Source organism: Yoonia sp. F2084L, assembly GCF_023015625.1.
In the GTDB taxonomy this organism is placed as follows: Bacteria; Pseudomonadota; Alphaproteobacteria; order Rhodobacterales; family Rhodobacteraceae; genus Yoonia.
This window is the reverse complement of record NZ_JALKAH010000002.1, coordinates 132,958-150,074: the sequence shown is the minus strand read 5'-3', so window position 1 is coordinate 150,074 and position 17,117 is coordinate 132,958. Positions and strand designations below refer to the sequence as shown.

The window sequence follows — 17,117 nt, the reverse complement described above, 5'->3', positions numbered from 1 at the left end:
GCCGCTCCCACTTTACCTTAGCAAGACCCGCGCCTAGGGTTCGCCCAAGAGGGAGGGCGCATAATGGCCACCGGTACCAACATCCGCACGTATTTCGAAGGCACATGGCATGAAGGCAATGTGCCTATCATGCGCGCGGCTGATCATGGATCATGGCTGGGGACCACGGTGTTTGATGGCGCACGCTTCGTGAACGGGCTGATGCCTGATCTGGACCTGCACTGCGCCCGCGTGAACCGTTCAGCAGAGGCATTGATGATCACCCCGACGGTCAGCACCGAAGACATGATCGCGATCACGAAAGAGGGGTTGGCGCCCTACCCCAAAGGGGCCGCTGTCTATATCCGGCCGATGTATTGGGCGATCCATGGCGATCCGACAGCGATTGTACCCAGTCCCGAGGAAACAGGCTTTGCCATTTGTCTTGAGGAAATCCCCTTTGCCCCCGTGACCGCCTCAACCACCTTGGGTCTGACCAAGTTCCGTCGCCCTGTCATCGACGACGCAGTTGTCAACGCCAAGGCTGGTTGTCTTTACCCCAACAACGCCCGGATGCTGGCCGAGGTGCGCGCCCGTGGCTTTGGCAATGCGCTTGTCGCCGACGCGATGGGCAATGTCGCCGAAACCGCGACTGCAAATGTGTTCATGGTCAAGGATGGCGAAGTCTTCACGCCGATCCCGAACGGGACGTTCCTGTCCGGGATCACCCGTGCGCGGCACATCACCAATCTCAAAGCAGACGGGGTGCATGTGCATGAAACCGTCCTGACATTTGATGATTTTCGCGGCGCGGACGAGGTCTTTCTATCAGGCAATATGTCCAAAGTGACACCTGTTACGGCCTTCGAAGACCGCCAGTATCAGGTCGGACCCGTGACACGACAGGTCCGCGATATGTATTGGGATTGGGCTGCAAGCTCGGCCTGAGATTTGGACCTATCAAGCGCCATAATCTGTCGTTGCCACCACCCGGATCATGCTCCAGTATTGGAGCGAAGAGGGAGACCGTCATGCGTAAGTTCTTGGTCGTTTTGGATGATAGCCGCGAATGTCTGAACGCGATGCGGTTTGCGGCGATGCGGGCCGCCCACACTGGTGGCGGTGTCACGATTCTGTCCATCATTCCGCCAGATGAGTTCAATCACTGGATCGGTGTGGGTGAAATCATGCGCGCCGAAGCCCGCGAACGGATCGAAGTCCATTACGAGGTCTTTGCAAAATGGATGCGCGACAAACAAAACGTTCATCCTGAGCTGGTGATCCGTGAAGGCGAACCGCTGGTCGAGATCATGGCACATGTCAATGAAGACCCTGAAGTTGGGATTCTGGTGCTTGGTGCGGGGGATGACAGCAAAGGCCCCGGCCCGCTTGTCACGCATCTGAGCCGTCAATCCGGCAGTTTGCCAATACCGATCACGATCGTGCCGGGTGATTTATCAAAAGAACGGCTTGAAGCGATCACTTGATGGATCGGTCTGCGGCATGGGGCATCGCCGCTGCCATGCCTGTGCTGGCGGTAGTGTTTTACTTTTTCACGCGCAATCTGCCGCCCTTTTGGGGATATGGTGCTGGACTCGGCTTTTATTGGGTTTGCGTCTTGGTCCCACTGATCCTCTGGCGTGGCGGTTTCCAGCGCGCCAAGTTTCGTCTGGACTTACCCAGCCGCCCCCTGATTGCTTTGAATGCGCTTTTGGTCCTTGGCGTCGCTGGGGCGGCGGGCATTGCACTTTGGGACAATCCGTTGCCGCTTTGGGTTGTAGGCGTGATGGTGCTTGGCGCACTGATGAACGGTACGCTGGAGGAAGTCTTTTGGCGCGGCACGCTGCTGCGGGATAATGCCTCAAAGACTGCGCAGTTTGGCCAAATCATTCTGTTCACCGCTTGGCATATCGCCCTGCTTTTTGCCGCCGGGGTTGTTGTGACTGGCGGCGCTCCCGCACTGTTGGGCGGTGCGGCATTTGCTGGGACACTTTGGACGTTGGCGCGCATGCAAACAGGCAGCATCGGGTTTAGCATTCTGTGCCACATCGGCCTGAATATCTTTGCCTTCACCGAAATGGCGGCCCATAACTTGGTTTGACGGCTGATTTTCAGTTTAGAACCATTCCAAACCTTGACTCGGCGGCCCTTCATGCGCATATCTAAAGCCTGACAAAAAAGGTTGGCCCCATGTTCATCCAGACTGAATCAACACCAAACCCCGCAACGCTCAAGTTTCTGCCTGGCCAGAACGTGCTTGAGGTCGGCACCGCCGATTTCCCAAGCATTGACGCCGCCGAAGGCTCGCCGCTTGCGAAGCGTATCTTTGCGACGGGCAACATTACCGGCGTGTTCTTCGGGATTGACTTCGTCACTGTGACCAAGGCAGATGACGTCGAATGGGACCATATCAAACCGGGTATCCTTGGCGCGATTATGGAACATTACCAGTCCGGCCAATCCGTGATGGCGGAAGATCACAAGCCCGTCAGCGGCCACGCTGAACATACCGGCGAAGATGGTGAAATTGTGGGTCAGATCAAAGAACTGCTGGATACACGCGTGCGGCCCGCTGTGGCTCAAGACGGTGGCGACATCACGTTCCATGGATTTGAACGCGGGATCGTCTATCTGCACATGCAAGGCGCTTGTGCCGGTTGCCCGTCGTCCACGCTGACCTTGAAAATGGGCATCGAGAACCTGTTGCGGCACTATATTCCCGAGGTGGTCGAGGTACGACCGGTTGCAGCCTAAAGTAAAGCTATTGGCATTTGATACATCGGCGGCGCATTGCGCCGCCGCTTTGCTGTTGGGCGACCGGATTGTCACCCGTGTAGATAAGATGGCCAAGGGTCAGGCCGAACACCTGATGCCCATGCTGGAAAAGATGCTGCATGACGAAGGCATCAACTGGTGCGACCTCGATGGCATTGGTGTCAGCGTCGGACCGGGCAACTTTACTGGCATCCGCATCGCAGTGTCAGCAGCACGCGGACTGGCGCTGGGTTTGGGCAAACCCGCCATCGGCGTGAACGGGTTCGAAGCCCGCGCCTTGGGTCAGGAACGACCGTTCACAGCAACGATTCCCGCGCCGCGGGGGCAATCCTACCAACAGACGTTCAATATAGACGGCATGACGACTGACCCTGTGCAGGTTCCGCTGGAAGCGGGCCCTCAGACAGCAGCGGCAGACCTTATCGCAGCGACGGCAAAAATCGCGGCAAGCAAACTGGGTGCTGACACTACTCGCCCTACGCCGCTCTACATCCGCAGCGCTGACGCCGCCCCGCCGCGTGACCCGGCACCGTTGCTGCTGCCATGACCCCCGAAGACCTCGCGCGCATCCACGCCGCCGCCTTCAGCGCAACACGCGCATGGTCCACGAAGGAATTCGCGACCTTGCTTGGCCAATCGGGCACCTTTGCAGAAGGCGATACTGGTAGCTTTATTCTGATCCGCACCGTGGCGGGCGAGGCAGAAGTGCTCACACTCGCAACGCACCCCGACGAACGCAGACAAGGACGTGCGCGCAAAGCATTGCAGAGCGGCGAAACACGCGCGCGCGCTGAAGGAGCAGAGGCGATTTTCCTTGAGGTCGCCGAAGACAACACGGCAGCGCAAGCGCTTTACGCCGCTGCCGGTTATACCCAAGTGGGCCGTCGTCCGGGATACTATCTGCCCAAAGATGGTGCACCCGTCGCCGCTTTGGTGCTGCGCAAAGCGCTGACCATAACCTGACTTTGCGTCAGCCTGTTGATAACTCTCGTTTTCGGGGACCCCACCCGCCTGAATCCTTAAAAAGCAGTTGATCTTCCCTGCAAGGCAAGGCCTTATCATGTGATGACCGACGATAGATCGGCTCGACTTTCAAATGAGGGGGTGCGTGGCACCCGCGAAAAACCTCGCGTAACGACCTGGGAGAAATAACAATGACACTTATGCACAAATTCCTTGGCGCATCTGCCGCGCTGGCTTTGACAGCTGGTACCGCTGCTGCAGATCCTGCCATCCTGTTCGATCTTGGCGGCAAGTTCGATAAATCCTTCAATGAAAGCGCCTATAACGGGGCCGAGCGTTGGGCACAGGAAACCGGTGGTTCTTACGCCGAAGTTGAAATCCAATCCGATGCGCAGCGCGAGCAGGCGATCCGCCGCTTCGCTGAATCCGGTGCAAACCCGATCGTCATGGCAGGCTTTTCATGGGCGACACCACTTGCCGAGGTTGCAGCCGACTATCCAGACACCAAGTTCGCAATCATCGACATGGTCGTTGACGCGCCCAACGTCCGTTCCGTGGTGTTCAACGAACACGAAGGGTCATACCTTGTCGGCATGATGGCTGCGATGGCGTCCGAGACGGGCACGGTGTCCTTCGTTGGTGGCATGGATATCCCACTGATCCGCAAATTCGCCTGTGGCTATGCACAGGGTGCAAAAGCGGTGAACGCAGATATCAATGTGATTGCAAACATGACAGGTACAACACCTGCCGCTTGGAACGACCCGGTTAAGGGTTCCGAGCTGACACTGGCGCAGATCAGCCAAGGTTCGGATGTTGTCTTTGCGGCTGCTGGCGGCACAGGTGTTGGCGTTCTACAGACCGCTGCGGACGAAGACATCTTCTCTATCGGTGTGGACGCGAACCAGAACTACCTGCACCCGGGTCAGGTTCTGACATCCATGATGAAGCGCGTTGATAACGCGGTTTATGATGCGATGATGGCTGGCGAAGATCTCGAAACCGGCTTTAACGTAATGAGCGTTGCAAACCGTGGTGTAGGCTTCGCGATGGATGCCAACAATGAGCCAATCGTGTCCTACGAAATGCTGGAAGCCACCTATGGTGCCGCAGCCGACATGGCATCAGGCGAGCTATCGGTCCATGACTACACCTCCGACGAAAGCTGCCCTGCGCTCGACTTCTAAGTTGACATTCAGGCCATAACACAAGGCCGCGCTGAGAAATCCGCGCGGCCTTTTGCATTCCAAAGAACAGGTGTCACGATGACCGACGCAGCCCCCGCCATTGAACTCAAAGGTATTTCCAAATCCTTTGGCCCTGTTCAGGCAAACAAAGATATCTCCATCCGCGTCATGCCCGGCACAATCCACGGGATCATCGGAGAGAACGGCGCAGGTAAATCGACCCTAATGTCGATTTTATATGGGTTCTATAAGGCTGACGCGGGCGAAATCTTCATCTCTGGTCAGAAAACTGCAATTCCTGACAGTCAAGCGGCCATCGCTGCAGGCATCGGAATGGTGTTCCAACACTTCAAACTGGTTGAAAACTTCACGGTGCTGGAGAACGTCGTTCTTGGTGCCGAGGACAGCGGGCTCTTGCGCCCTTCGCTTGCCCGCGCTCGGCGCGAACTGAAGAGCCTCGCCGAAGAATACGAACTGAATGTCGATCCTGACGCCCTGATCGAAGAAGTCGGGGTCGGCATGCAGCAGCGCGTCGAAATCCTCAAGGCACTCTATCGCAAGGCTGACATCCTGATCCTTGATGAACCCACCGGCGTGCTTACCCCGGCCGAGGCCGATCACCTGTTTCGCATCCTTGAAAACCTCAAGCGCGAAGGTAAAACAATCATCTTGATCACGCATAAACTGCGCGAGATCATGGAAATCACAGATACCGTCAGCGTCATGCGCCGGGGCGAGATGACCGCGACAGTCAAGACGTCCGAGACAAGCCCGCCAGAACTGGCTGAACTGATGGTTGGCCGCAAAGTGCTGCTGCGCGTCGATAAAGCGCCAGCACAGATTGGGCGCAAAATTCTTGAGGTCAAAGACCTCAACGTCACCGACGACAAAGGCGTACACCGCGTCAAAGGCGTCAGCTTTGATGTGCATGCGGGCGAAATCCTTGGGATTGCTGGTGTAGCAGGCAACGGGCAGTCTGAATTGCTTGAAGTGTTGGGTGGCTATGAAAAGGGCACGGGCACGATCTTGGTGAACGGCGAAGAGATCGACCTAACCGGTGCCAAATCTGACGGGCAAAGCAGGCGGGCACGCGGGATCAGCCATGTGCCAGAGGACCGCCAACGCGAAGGTCTGATCATGGACTTTCACGCATGGGAAAACACTGCCTTCGGCTATCACCATGATGCCGAATACCAACGCTCAAAACTGTTTATGAACAATGCGGCCATCTACAAAGATACCGAAGAAAAGATGGCGCGTTTTGATGTGCGCCCCCCTGATCCAAACCTTGAAGCCAAGAGCTTTTCCGGCGGTAACCAGCAGAAAATCGTGCTCGCCCGCGAGATTGAGCAGAACCCTGATCTACTGCTGATCGGCCAACCCACACGCGGCGTGGACATCGGCGCGATCGAATTCATCCACCAGCAGATTGTTGCACTTAGGGATCAGGGCAAAGCAATTTTGCTGGTTTCAGTCGAGTTGGAAGAGATTTTGTCGCTCTCAGACCGCATTGCCGTTATGTTCGACGGAAAAATAATGGGCGAGCGAATGCCTCAAGAAACAGATGAAAAAGAACTCGGACTGCTGATGGCAGGAATGAGCGGAGAAGCAGCGTAATGGACGTCATGCCGAAGTGGGCTGATGTGATCTTGATCCCTTTGATCTCGATCCTTTTGGCCGCGATCCTGTCAGCATTGGTCATCCTTGCCATCGGTGAAAACCCTTGGGAAGCGCTCAAACTGATGGTCGATGGCGCGCTCGGTTCAACCTACGGCTGGGGTTACACACTCTATTACGCAACCAATTTCATCTTCACCGGACTTGCCGTATCCATCGCGTTCCACGCCCGGATGTTCAACATCGGCGGCGAAGGTCAAGCGCTGATCGGCGGCCTCGGCGTTGCGATCATTTGTCTCTTTATCCCGTGGCCGCATTGGTCGCTCGCATTGCTTGGTGCCACGATTGGTGCTGCAATCTTTGGTGCGGCATGGGCCGCGATCCCCGCATTCCTACAAGCCAAGCGCGGTAGCCACATCGTGATCACGACGATCATGTTCAACTTTATCGCGGCCGCTGTTCTGAACTATTTCCTGATTGGCGCGCTGAAGGCCCCCGGCATGGAACCTGCCACACCCAAATTCCCCGAGGCGACCCACCTGCCGTCCTTCCAAGATATGTTCAACTTCGGCGAAACCACGTTTTTTCGTGGCGCCCCTGCAAACATCACCTTCTTTGTCGCGTTGGCCGCATGTGTCGCCCTTTGGGCGCTGATCTGGAAAACGCGGCTGGGTTATGAAATCCGGTCTTTCGGTCACTCCGAAACAGCCGCGAAATATGCGGGCATCAGCCCGACCAAAATTATTATGGTTGCCATGCTTATCTCAGGCGCTCTTGCCGGCATGATGGCCATCAACAACGTACAGGGCGAGGCCGAACGGCTGGTCCTGAACGCAGTGGAGGGGGCGGGCTTTATTGGCATCGCCGTCGCACTGATGGGGCGCAGCCATCCTTTCGGGGTGTTACTGGCGGCCCTTCTTTTCGGCTTTCTATATCAAGGCGGCGCAGAACTCGCCCTATGGACGTCGATCCCCCGTGAGTTGATCATCGTAATACAGGCATTGGTGATCCTCTTTACGGGCGCACTGGACAATATGGTGCGCATGCCGCTCGAGCGGCTATTCCTATCAATGAGGAGAGCAAAACAATGAAGGCAGGACCTTTTAAAATAGGTGTCGAAGACGACACCGGTGCAGATCTGGGCTTTGTGCTCAGTTGTCTTGCACTTGGGATGATTACGATGGAGGAACTCCACCAGTGGGTTCACCATGTGATCGACCGCACACCCGCAAGCGAAGTGCCACCACATCTGGTTGCACTACTGTCGCTTCAGAAACCTACAAGCGTTTTGATGCCCAATGAAAGCGTCATGCCGCGCGTCCCACATGACCCGTTCATTACCGACGAGCGGTTCGACGCGATGTTAGGACTTCAGTTCTTTTTGCGGCGTGACAAGACCCAGGCGGTCGATATCACGCAAGCAGAGGCTGAATCCTACTTACGCAAGAACCCGGAGGTCGCTGATCGCTTCTTCAGCCTCTTCCCATTCCTGATGGAGAAAGCAGCGTAAATGGACTTTGCGACCCTCTTGCAAATGCTGGACGCAACTTTGCGTCTGGCAACCCCGCTTCTTCTGGCCTGCCTTGCAGGTCTGTTTTCCGAGCGGGCCGGTATCTTTGATATCGGGCTAGAGGGCAAGATGCTGGCAGCAGCTTTCCTATCAGCCGCCATCGCTGCCGTTTCTGGCAGCGTATGGCTGGGGCTTTTTGCAGGCATTGGCGCCTCCATGATGCTGTCCGTGGTTCACGGTCTGGCTTCGATCACGTTCCGAGGAAATCAACTGATCTCCGGGGTCGCGATCAACTTTCTGGCCGCTGGTCTAACGGTTGTCATTGCGCAAAGCTGGTTCCGGCAAGGTGGACGCACGCCGCAGCTGACAGGCGATGCGCGGTTCAACCCGATTGACCTGCCCTTTGCGGAAGCTTTGCAAAATGTTCCCATCCTTGGGCCAATCTATTACGAGCTTATTTCTGGCCATACGATATTGGTCTATGTCGCACTGCTGATGGTGCCCCTTACATGGTGGATACTATTCCGCACCCGTTTTGGCTTGCGCCTGCGTGCGGTAGGTGAAAATCCAGCTGCGGTTGATACTGCGGGCGTTTCGGTCATCTGGCTGCGCTTTGCGGCGGTCGGTATCTGCGGCATCCTTTGCGGCATCGCCGGTGCATATCTTGCGACTGCCCTACAGGCCGGTTTTGTCAAAGACATGAGCGCCGGTCGTGGATTTATCGCGCTTGCCGCGCTGATCTTTGCCAAGTGGCGTCCATGGTACGCGCTTTACGCCTGCCTGCTGTTCGGCTTCCTGCAAGCGATGTCCTTGCGCCCTGACGTGATTGAAAACGTGGTCGGCTTCCAAGTGAACGGACAGTTTCTTGACGTATTGCCCTATATCTTGACCGTCGTGATCCTCGCCGGTTTCGTTGGCAAGGCGATCCCGCCACGCGCCGGGGGCGAACCTTATGTCAAAGAACGCTAAAGACCTCGCCAAACAGATCAAAGGTATCGCGGGCGATGCGCCTGTGCGCATTGGCCTGATCCTTGGCTCTGGCCTTGGGCACATCGCAAATGAAGTGGACGGCATAGCCATCCCCTACGCAGACCTCCCCGGATTTCCACATGCAGGCGTGTCCGGCCACAACCCCAACATCGTCGTCGGTGCGTTTGAAGGCGTGCGTGTCGCCGTTTTTGGCGGGCGCGCGCACTACTATGAAAGCGGGCGGGGTGATGCGATGCGGCTACCACTCGAAGTGTTGAAAGAACTGGGCGCTGACACCATGATCGCGACCAATGCAGCGGGCTCTATGCAGCCTGATATGCCGACGGGTTCGATCATGTGCCTGTCTGATCACATCAACTTCTCTGGTCTTAACCCGCTTATCGGCGAGCCTACGGATGCACGCTTCGTCCCGATGAAAGACGCCTATGATCCGCAGATCAGAGCCGACTTGCACAAGGCTGCTGAAGCCGCTCAGGTCGACATGGCTGATGGTATCTATGCTTGGTATTCGGGGCCGTCTTTTGAAACGCCCGCTGAAATTCGCGCGATCAAGATGTTGGGCGCCGATGCTGTCGGCATGTCGACAGTTCCAGAGGTGATCCTCGCGCGCTTTCTTGGGCTGAAAGCTGCGGCCATTTCCACCATCACGAACATGGCGGCGGGCATGAGCGACGAAGCAATCAGCCATGAACACACCAAAGCGATGGCCCCCATCGGTGCCGCCAAGCTTGAGAAAGTTTTGCGAGGCTATCTCCGCGCCCTTTCGTAGGTCCAATCTGTCTGCACCGGTATGTCCACGTGGCGGAAATGCTGCGTTTGCATCATTATTCCCCTGACATCATTTGACACAACGCATGATTAGGTTTTTGGTGCTACAAAGTGGCACAAGCGCCCGGATTTAGTTCATGCAGATTTACCTCCCTATCGCCGAAATTTCGGTGAACATCTTCCTTTTATTGGGGCTTGGTGGAATTGTGGGCGTTTTGTCGGGCATGTTTGGGGTCGGAGGCGGCTTTTTGATGACGCCGCTTTTGTTCTTCATCGGCATCCCTCCCGCTGTTGCGGTTGCCACTGAAGCCAACCAAATTGTTGCTTCGTCCTTTTCTGGCGTACTCGCGCATTTGAAGCGAAAGACCGTTGACCTCAAAATGGGAACGGTGCTGCTTATCGGGGGCCTGATCGGCTCTGGCCTTGGTATTATCCTGTTTAACTATCTCAAGGCGCTTGGTCAGGTCGAATTGCTGGTCCAGCTTTGCTATGTGGTTTTCCTTGGGATGATCGGCTCTTTGATGTTTATCGAAAGCCTGAACGCGATCCGCAAATCCTCCCGACCGGGTGGCGCTCCTCCAACGCGGCGCAAACATAACTGGGTCCACAACCTTCCGTTCAAAATGAAATTCCGGGTGTCGGGTCTTTATATCTCGGTCATTCCGCCACTTTTAGTCGGCGTTCTTGTTGGTGTTTTGGCAGCAATCATGGGTGTCGGTGGCGGCTTTATCATGGTGCCTGCGATGATCTACCTCTTGGGCATGCCCACGAAAGTGGTTGTCGGCACGTCTCTGTTCCAGATCATTTTTGTCACCGCCTTTACGACGATGCTGCACGCGACAACAAACTTTACCGTCGATGTCGTACTGGCCGTGCTGCTGCTTGTCGGCGGCGTTATCGGCGCACAAATCGGCACGCGCATCGGCGTGCGCATGAAAGCCGAGCAACTGCGCATCTGGTTGGCTATCATGGTGTTGGCCGTCTGTGGCAAACTGGCGTTCGACCTTCTGGTGATGCCGTCCGAGCTCTTTTCTCTGGGCACCGGGGGGCACTCATGATCCGCTTTGTTGCTCTCTTTCTCATGCTGGCCTTGCCAGCAAAAGCCGAGGAAATCGTGCTTGGCCTCAGCCGGGATGAGGTCGCAATCACCGCTACGTTTGAAGGGTCTGAAATCCTGATCTTTGGCGCGATCAAACGCGAAGCCCCGATCCAAGCCGATGGGGATTTGGGCGTGATCGTGACGGTCGCAGGCCCGGACGAACCTGTGACTGTGCGCAAGAAAGACCGCCGTTTTGGGATTTGGGTGAACACCGAATCTGTGGAAGTGGATGTTGCGCCGACGTTCTATGCTGTCGCAACAAACAGACCCCTGAATGAAATCCTGACCGCGACCGAGGACCTGAATACGCGTATCAGCACAAGCAGGGCTATCCGCTCGGTCGGGGCAACCGTGTCGGGGGCCGAAAGGTTCACCCAGGCACTGATCCGCATCCGCGCTGGACAGGGCCTGTATCAGACCTTGCCAGAAGGCGTCTGGGTTGAGGAAGAATCCCTGTTCCGCACGCTGATCCCTTTGCCCGCTAACCTGACCGAGGGTGACTACAAGGTTGAGATTTACCTGACCCGCGATCGTCAAATCGTGGACCTTTACGCAACCACAATCCCAGTCAAGAAAGTCGGACTTGAACGCTGGCTTTACAACCTCGCCCATGAAAACCCGTTCCTTTACGGGTTGATGTCGCTGTCCATCGCGATTGCGGCGGGCTGGGGTGCGTCGGCTGCATTCAGCGTCTTCCGCCGCTAGCCACGCCCGATATGCGGCATCTTTGTTGCCATCACCATCATGGATTGCACATTCGCCTCTGGCGGCAGCGTTGCCATGTGAAAGACGGATCGGGCCACGTCTTCCACCGACATGCTTGGTAGCGGCTCCAGCCCCTGCGCCGCGCGGGTCTTTTCCAAGCCGACAACCAAATCGGTGCGGGCGTTGCCAATATCAATTTGCCCACAAGCGATATCAAAAGCGCGCCCATCCAGCGACAGTGTCTTGGTAAGACCGCTCACACCATGCTTGGTCGTCGTGTAGCAGATCGACCCTTCGCGCGGCGTATAGGCCGAGATCGAGCCGTTATTGATAATCCGCCCACCCTGCGGGGTCTGCGCACGCATCTGACGAAAGGCAGCGCGGGCACAAAGAAACATACCCGTCAGGTTCACATCGACGACCTGCTTCCAGTCATCCAAGGCGATCTGATCAATTGTTGTCTGCGGGCCGAACATACCGGCATTGTTGAACAAGACATCAAGATGACCAAACCCGGCAAAAGCTGCATTGACCGCCGCCTCATCGGTGACGTCGCATGGCATGATGACAGCATTGTCCTGCGCCATTTCCTGCAAAGCATCTTCGCGCCGTGCAATCAGACCGACCCGCCAGCCTTGCGCCAAGAAATGCGCGGCCGTCACACGTCCAATCCCGCTGCTGGCCCCAGTGATGATGATTGATTTCATATCTCTTCGCTCTTCAATTCCAAGGGGGCCGCTGGGACCTCAAGATCGTCAACACGCAGCACACCTTGTGGCCTTGCCAAACGGTTTCGCACAACCCAGCGTAGCTGGGTTTCAGCCCGCGTGATCGCAACATAGGCCAGCCGTTTCCAAAGCGGCTGGCCTGCTTCAACCCGGCCCATCCGGGACGCGGCATAAATATCTGGCGCAAAGACCTGCACCGTATCCCATTGCGACCCTTGCGCTTTATGGATCGTGACCGCAGCACCATGCAGGAAAGTCGCGCCCATCTTCGCGGCAAATGGGATAAACGGCTCTTCGTCGCCTTCTTGTTCGATCTTCACAATGCTGGCGGCACTGACTTGCGGGTCTTCCGCCCCAATCACATGCAAGCGTGAAAATCCGGGTTTCTTGCCCGGTCCAAGGTAGACAACCTGCGCGCCCTTGATCAGTCCGCGCGCTTCCAGATCGAGCCTTTTCTTACGGTGCTTCAGCGGTAACTCGATCCCGTCACAAATCAACGGCTCACCTGCCAAAAGCTCATCCCTCGGCGCGTCAAAGGCGGCGCGAAACGCATGGATCAGCCGGATACGGGTCGCATTGCGCCAGACCAGACAAGGGGAGCGAGCCATCAAATCGGCCTCGACCCTTTGCGCCATGACAACACGTTCATCCTCTTTCGCAGCCTCTTCGACCATCCGTTCAAAGCTGTGAAAATCTAACTGCGGGTCAGCAAGCGCATGCGCCAGATCAAGGATCGGGTTACCCGCATCCTGCCGGTGAATACGGCTGAGCGTGAGGACACGCGGCGCAGGCAATGTTTCAAAAACCATGCCACCCGACGATTGCACCGGCGGTAATTGCGCGGGATCACCGAAGAGAAGCAGCGTCGGAAAAATCTCTTTGAGATCCTCAAACTGCTTTTCATCCAGCATGGAACTTTCATCGACAAAACCGATATCCAGCGCCTCTTCGCGGCGTTTCCAGCCTGTGATAAAATCGCTGCCCCGCAGACCCGCAGCAGCCAAAGCGGCAGGCACTGATTTGTTGGCCTGAAAAGACGCAAAGGCACGGTCAAGCGCCACATCCGTCAGCCCTTCAATCTCGGGCTTGTCACCCTGCCCGGCCAGCCATTCGGCGACCTTTTCATACTCGGGATCATAGACAGGCGTGTAAAGAATACGGTGGATCGTCGTCGCAGGTACACCGTGATTGCGAAGAACACTCGCCGCTTTATTCGTGGGGGCCAAAATCGCCAGGGTGCGCCTGTCCTTGCGCTTGCGCCCTTCCCAGTCGCCGGAAATGACGTCAACACCGGCTTCTTCCAACGCATGATAGAGTTTGGCCAGCAGCATGGTCTTTCCAGACCCGGCCTTGCCGATCACGGCCATCACAGATGTCGTATCCGACTGCGGCGGCTGAAGCAGGCTATCGTCCAGATCAACACCTGACTGACGCAACGCAACCGTCACGCTATCCCAAGCCTCAGCCTGATCCTCGGAGAATGTAATCGTGGGTGCGTTCATACCAGCAACTGTATCTAGACGCCCAAGGCGTAGCCAGCGCAATTCACCACGATAGCGGCCTTGATTAGCTGCGGCGCGAGATACTTAGCTTTGTTGGGATCCCAAGACCACAATCTGCATCAGTGCGCGGCGTAAGCGCGCCATGTTCCGTCAAAGACGCGATTTCGACCTGAGCAACAAGCCCCGCCTCTTCAAGTTGCGCCGTGAGCATAGGCAAATCGTTCTCACGCGTAAATTGGCGCAGATCGGCTAGCACATCAATGATCCAGTCTCGTCCCATGCGTCACCGTCCCCGCAAATCGTTAATTAACCTTTAACAACCCTAGGGTGTATTTTGTCTTTTGGGCATAAGTGTGTCTTTTGCAAAAAAATGGGATGGCCAACAAAAAAGGCGCAGCTGTTTCCAGCCGCGCCCAGCTTGGAAAATTGGTCAGCTTAACAGTCGCGCGAGGCCTCAAGCGTGTCCTCAAAAGTCCGCAGACCCATCTTGGGTGCCTGCACCAGAACAGCCATATTGCCGGGCTTATGTTCGTTGCGGCGCATCTTGGTATGGGCGGCGGGAATAGCGCCCCACTCAAAGCACTCCGACATGCACGGATCAAGGCGCTGTTCCAACATCAGTTTGTTGGCGGCGCTGGCTTGGGCAAGGTGAGCAAAGTGACTACCCTGCAAACGCTTCTGATGCATCCACATGTACCGCACATCAAAGGTGCAGTTAAATCCGGTGGTGCCAGCACAGATCACAACCATGCCGCCTTTTTTGCAAACCAATGAAGACACAGGGAACGTCGCCTCGCCGGGGTGCTCGAACACCATATCGACGTTGACGCCCTTACCCGTGATCTCCCAGATCGCCTTGCCGAACTTGCGGGCCTCTTTCAGCCAAGTGTTGTATTCAGGCGTGTTCACCGTGGGCAGCTGCCCCCAGCAGTCAAAGTCATTGCGGTTGATGACGCCCTTGGCCCCCAGCGACATGACAAACTCGCGTTTGCTTTCGTCACTGATCACACCGATCGCATTGGCACCTGCTGTATTGATCAACTGGATCGCGTAAGATCCCAGACCACCTGACGCACCCCAAACCAGCACGTTCTGACCGGGCTTCAAATCATGTGGCTCGTGGCCAAACAGCATCCGATAGGCTGTGGCAAGCGTCAGCGTATAGCAGGCGCTCTCTTCCCACGTCAGGTGCTGTGGACGATGCATCAATTGCTGAGACTGCACACAGGTAAACTGCGCAAAGGACCCATCAGGTGTTTCATAACCCCAAATCCGCTGGCTTTCTGAATACATCGGATCGCCACCGTTGCAGTGCTCATCATCGCCATCATCTTGGTTGCAGTGGATGACCACCTCATCCCCGACCTTCCAGCGCTTGACCTTGTCACCAACGGCCCAAACGATACCAGCCGCATCAGACCCGGCGATGTGAAAGTCAGCCTTATGCACATCAAAGGGGCTGATCGGAATACCAAGGCCCGCCCAGACACCATTGTAGTTCACGCCAGCGGCCATGACCAAAACAAGTACTTCATTGCTGTCAGGCTGTGCGACATCGACAACTTCCAACTGGAACGCCTTGTCCGGCTCGCCATGACGTTCGCGGCGAATGGTCCATGCGTGCATCTGCGCTGGCACATGGCCCATGGGTGGCATTTCGCCCACTTCATACAGGTCTTTCTCAGGTGCCGTGTATCCAGCTTGGTCGAGGGCCATCTCAGTCTCCATCACTCAGGTTCCGTTGTTGCCGCACCGCAGAATCGGTCGCGTTGATGCATAAATACGCGATCACAAAGTAACTTTGCAACCCAATCAAGCCTACTTTTGTAATTTAATTACTCTGCAGCCGCAGAAATATCGTCTGAATTTGCTGCACCTGCATCAAAATGATGCGCAATTGAGTTGGCATAGAAGGTCAGGATGTCGCGACCCTTGGGCGTGACAGTCACACCTTGCGCAGATTCGTGCACCAGATCACGCCCGCCCATCCGGCTAAGCGCATCATGCACGACCTCGGTGGCACTGCGACGCGGACAAGGTAACCGGCGGTCTTTGAGGAACGCGATGGAACGGGTCACACCCGCCTCAAGATCGGCGATAGTGGTCTGTTCTTGCTCCAGTATAAGACGTGACACCAGCGGCACACCCAGCACCGGTGTGACATCGGCAATCCGTTTCATCAGTTCCGTGGCAATCGCTTCGGTCAGGTCCTGACTTTCTTGGGCATGATACTTGGACAGCTCAAGCGGTTCGCCAAAGCTGACGGATGCCGTACCGAACCCACGAAACCTGCGCGTGACCCGCAACACAACATGACGCAGCACACGCGTCAGAACCGCGAGCAAAGGCGGTTTGAATTTGCGGGTCCCTGATTTGTCGGCGGCAATCAGGATCGTATCCTCAAGCACGCGGTCATAGTTCAGCGCGACAGGAACAAAGATCACTTCGCGAGCGTTCGGGTCAAAGTCGTCAACGATATAGTTCAACAGCCCCATTCGTGGTGGGGCAAGCAATCCGTTCAGGCTCAACCCGCCTTCAGGAAACACCGCTTGGCTTACGCCGCCACGGGTCGCCATCTGCACATAGCGAGCCAGCACCTTGCGGTAGAGAGCGCCACGCGATTTACGCCGGATAAAATAGGCTCCCATCGCACGAATGATCGGCGATAATGGCCAGACACGCGCCCATTCACCGACCGCATAGGACAGTGCACCGGCGTTTGCCGCCAAGTAAGTCACAAGCACATAATCCATGTTGCTGCGATGATTGATCACAAAAACAACGGCTGCATCGGGATCAATCTCTTGTAGTCGCTTACGATCAAAGGTGCCCAGCTTGATCCTGTAAAGCGACTTCGACAGCCAGCGTGCCAAACGGATACCGACACTGAAATAAGCCGTGGCTGAAAAGCCTGGAACAATTTCGCGCGCATAGCGACGTGCCTGCTCAAAGGCTACGTTTTCGGGGATCTTTTCTTTGCGCGCATGTTCCACAATGGCTTGCGTCACCTCGGGATCGTAGATCAATCGCTGGATCATGTCGTAGCGACGCGCCAGCTTGAACGGCTCGATCGGGCGTTGCAGCCGCTCGTTCACCCGCGCGATCACCCGTTCGGCACGCTTACGGAAGAACCAGCGGACCGAAGGGAACAGGAAATGCGACGCAAAGGTCACTGCGGCGAACAGGACCATCAGAACGAACGCCCAGATCGGCATTGAAATCGTTTGCGTCATAGCGCGAAGGTGACAGGGAACGGTGCAGACGTAAATCCCATGATGCCGCAACGCAGCGAAT

General features: G+C 56.3%; 19 protein-coding genes. 14 read left to right on the top strand and 5 right to left on the bottom strand.

Annotated elements, in window-relative coordinates:
- Positions 1 to 63 precede the first annotated feature (63 nt).
- The 14 genes from MWU60_RS06235 (at position 64) to MWU60_RS06170 (ending at position 11,593) form a co-directional block, all read left to right on the top strand.
- A complete protein-coding gene (locus MWU60_RS06235) occupies positions 64 to 927 on the top strand; it encodes a branched-chain amino acid aminotransferase (RefSeq protein ID WP_247226345.1) in 864 nt (287 codons plus the stop codon).
- 83 nt (positions 928 to 1,010) lie between these two features.
- A complete protein-coding gene (locus tag MWU60_RS06230) occupies positions 1,011 to 1,466 on the top strand; it encodes a universal stress protein (RefSeq protein WP_247226344.1) in 456 nt (151 codons plus the stop codon).
- Positions 1,466 to 2,080 carry a CPBP family intramembrane glutamic endopeptidase gene (locus tag MWU60_RS06225; protein WP_247226343.1) on the top strand — a complete coding sequence of 205 codons (615 nt, stop codon included), beginning with the start codon at positions 1,466 to 1,468 and terminating at the stop codon, positions 2,078 to 2,080. The genes MWU60_RS06230 and MWU60_RS06225 overlap by 1 nt, the downstream gene beginning before the upstream one ends.
- 89 nt (positions 2,081 to 2,169) lie before the next feature.
- The gene (locus MWU60_RS06220) at positions 2,170 to 2,733 is read left to right on the top strand and encodes a NifU family protein (protein ID WP_247226342.1); all 564 of its coding nucleotides are present in this window, start codon (positions 2,170 to 2,172) and stop codon (positions 2,731 to 2,733) included.
- Positions 2,723 to 3,301 (top strand): tRNA (adenosine(37)-N6)-threonylcarbamoyltransferase complex dimerization subunit type 1 TsaB, encoded by a 579-nt coding sequence (gene tsaB, locus MWU60_RS06215; RefSeq protein WP_247226341.1) that lies wholly within the window; start codon positions 2,723 to 2,725, stop codon positions 3,299 to 3,301. The genes MWU60_RS06220 and tsaB overlap by 11 nt, the downstream gene beginning before the upstream one ends.
- Positions 3,298 to 3,717, top strand: a complete 420-nt coding sequence (locus tag MWU60_RS06210; protein WP_247226340.1) for a GNAT family N-acetyltransferase — start codon at positions 3,298 to 3,300, stop codon at positions 3,715 to 3,717. Before tsaB ends, MWU60_RS06210 begins: the two co-directional genes overlap by 4 nt.
- Positions 3,718 to 3,908: 191 nt before the next feature.
- A complete protein-coding gene (locus MWU60_RS06205; protein ID WP_247226339.1) occupies positions 3,909 to 4,904 on the top strand; it encodes a BMP family ABC transporter substrate-binding protein in 996 nt (331 codons plus the stop codon).
- 78 nt (positions 4,905 to 4,982) lie between these two features.
- Positions 4,983 to 6,521 carry an ABC transporter ATP-binding protein gene (locus MWU60_RS06200; RefSeq protein ID WP_247226338.1) on the top strand — a complete coding sequence of 513 codons (1,539 nt, stop codon included), beginning with the start codon at positions 4,983 to 4,985 and terminating at the stop codon, positions 6,519 to 6,521.
- Positions 6,521 to 7,612, top strand: coding sequence for an ABC transporter permease (locus MWU60_RS06195; RefSeq protein WP_247226337.1), 1,092 nt, complete (start codon positions 6,521 to 6,523; stop codon positions 7,610 to 7,612). The genes MWU60_RS06200 and MWU60_RS06195 overlap by 1 nt, the downstream gene beginning before the upstream one ends.
- Entirely contained in the window at positions 7,609 to 8,031 is a 423-nt protein-coding gene (locus MWU60_RS06190) for a hypothetical protein (RefSeq protein WP_247226336.1), read from the top strand. Before MWU60_RS06195 ends, MWU60_RS06190 begins: the two co-directional genes overlap by 4 nt.
- The gene (locus tag MWU60_RS06185) at positions 8,032 to 9,000 is read left to right on the top strand and encodes an ABC transporter permease (protein WP_247226335.1); all 969 of its coding nucleotides are present in this window, start codon (positions 8,032 to 8,034) and stop codon (positions 8,998 to 9,000) included.
- Positions 8,984 to 9,790, top strand: a complete 807-nt coding sequence (locus MWU60_RS06180; RefSeq protein ID WP_247226334.1) for a purine-nucleoside phosphorylase — start codon at positions 8,984 to 8,986, stop codon at positions 9,788 to 9,790. The genes MWU60_RS06185 and MWU60_RS06180 overlap by 17 nt, the downstream gene beginning before the upstream one ends.
- Positions 9,791 to 9,926: 136 nt before the next feature.
- Complete coding sequence (locus MWU60_RS06175) at positions 9,927 to 10,847, top strand: sulfite exporter TauE/SafE family protein (RefSeq protein WP_247226333.1); 921 nt, start codon at positions 9,927 to 9,929, stop codon at positions 10,845 to 10,847.
- On the top strand, positions 10,844 to 11,593 hold the full coding sequence (locus tag MWU60_RS06170) for a TIGR02186 family protein (protein ID WP_247226332.1): 750 nt from the start codon (positions 10,844 to 10,846) through the stop codon (positions 11,591 to 11,593). Before MWU60_RS06175 ends, MWU60_RS06170 begins: the two co-directional genes overlap by 4 nt.
- Here MWU60_RS06170 and MWU60_RS06165 read toward each other — a convergent pair.
- From MWU60_RS06165 to MWU60_RS06145, 5 genes are all read right to left on the bottom strand, one after another.
- Positions 11,590 to 12,300, bottom strand: a complete 711-nt coding sequence (locus MWU60_RS06165; protein WP_247226331.1) for an SDR family oxidoreductase — start codon at positions 12,298 to 12,300, stop codon at positions 11,590 to 11,592. The genes MWU60_RS06170 and MWU60_RS06165 overlap by 4 nt on opposite strands.
- Complete coding sequence (locus MWU60_RS06160) at positions 12,297 to 13,823, bottom strand: AAA family ATPase (RefSeq protein WP_247226330.1); 1,527 nt, start codon at positions 13,821 to 13,823, stop codon at positions 12,297 to 12,299. The genes MWU60_RS06165 and MWU60_RS06160 overlap by 4 nt, the downstream gene beginning before the upstream one ends.
- Positions 13,824 to 13,887: 64 nt before the next feature.
- A complete protein-coding gene (locus MWU60_RS06155; protein WP_247226329.1) occupies positions 13,888 to 14,103 on the bottom strand; it encodes a hypothetical protein in 216 nt (71 codons plus the stop codon).
- A 155-nt stretch (positions 14,104 to 14,258) separates the two neighbouring features.
- On the bottom strand, positions 14,259 to 15,539 hold the full coding sequence (ccrA, locus tag MWU60_RS06150) for a crotonyl-CoA carboxylase/reductase (RefSeq protein ID WP_247226328.1): 1,281 nt from the start codon (positions 15,537 to 15,539) through the stop codon (positions 14,259 to 14,261).
- 119 nt (positions 15,540 to 15,658) lie between these two features.
- Positions 15,659 to 17,056, bottom strand: coding sequence for a 1-acyl-sn-glycerol-3-phosphate acyltransferase (locus MWU60_RS06145; RefSeq protein ID WP_247226323.1), 1,398 nt, complete (start codon positions 17,054 to 17,056; stop codon positions 15,659 to 15,661).
- Between the last annotated feature and the right edge of the window lie 61 nt (positions 17,057 to 17,117).